Consider the following 628-nt stretch of genomic DNA (forward strand, 5'->3'; position numbering starts at 1 on the left):
CTCGCGCTCATTGTGCGAGTGCCACATATAGGCGAAGCCAGCTTCGGAGGTCGGCGAGTTCGCGACCGTCCCGCTCGGTGGGGTCGTGCCTGTTATAGAGGTGGCACGTACGGTGGCGTCCGGTCCGAGATACGGACTGCCGCCGTACCAGTTGCCGTTCGTCAGTACACGTGCATCCGGCAAGGTCACCGGACCGCCGCTCGCCACATTACCGAAGGGATGCGCTTCGAGCGGCTTGTCGTGATCGGCGCACCACTCGTAGTAGTTCGGTGCGTGCGGATCCTGCGTGTAGTAGCCGTTCACATCCGGAATGCAGACGCTGCCATCGCCTGCCTTATGTCCGTAGACGTCCCAGTTCAGGCCTTTCCCCGTCCAGTAGAAGATGCCATCCATGGCGATACCGGGTGTCGTCGTAGTCGTGAACAGCAGCGGCCCCGCCAGCTTGGTCGGATCCGACTTGCTGAGCAGCAGGTTTCCATCGCGTGCAAGCACGCGCACGTGATTGCCGTGCTCGTGAAAAGGATGCTGCCAGCGCCCGGTGCCGATGACGCGCAACAGCACCAGCTCACCCGGATGCATGTGAGGGTTGCCGTTATACGGCTGATGGGGGTACTGCCCTGCGTAGTTC

At 62.3% G+C, this 628-nt stretch carries 1 pseudogene; it reads right to left on the reverse strand.

Annotation, left to right across the window (positions count from 1 at the left end):
* Positions 1-628, reverse strand: a pseudogene (locus HV670_RS30340) (multicopper oxidase family protein); the annotation flags it as partial.

The sequence above is a fragment of the Pararobbsia alpina genome (assembly GCF_902859895.1).
Lineage (GTDB): Bacteria > Pseudomonadota > Gammaproteobacteria > Burkholderiales > Burkholderiaceae > Pararobbsia > Pararobbsia alpina.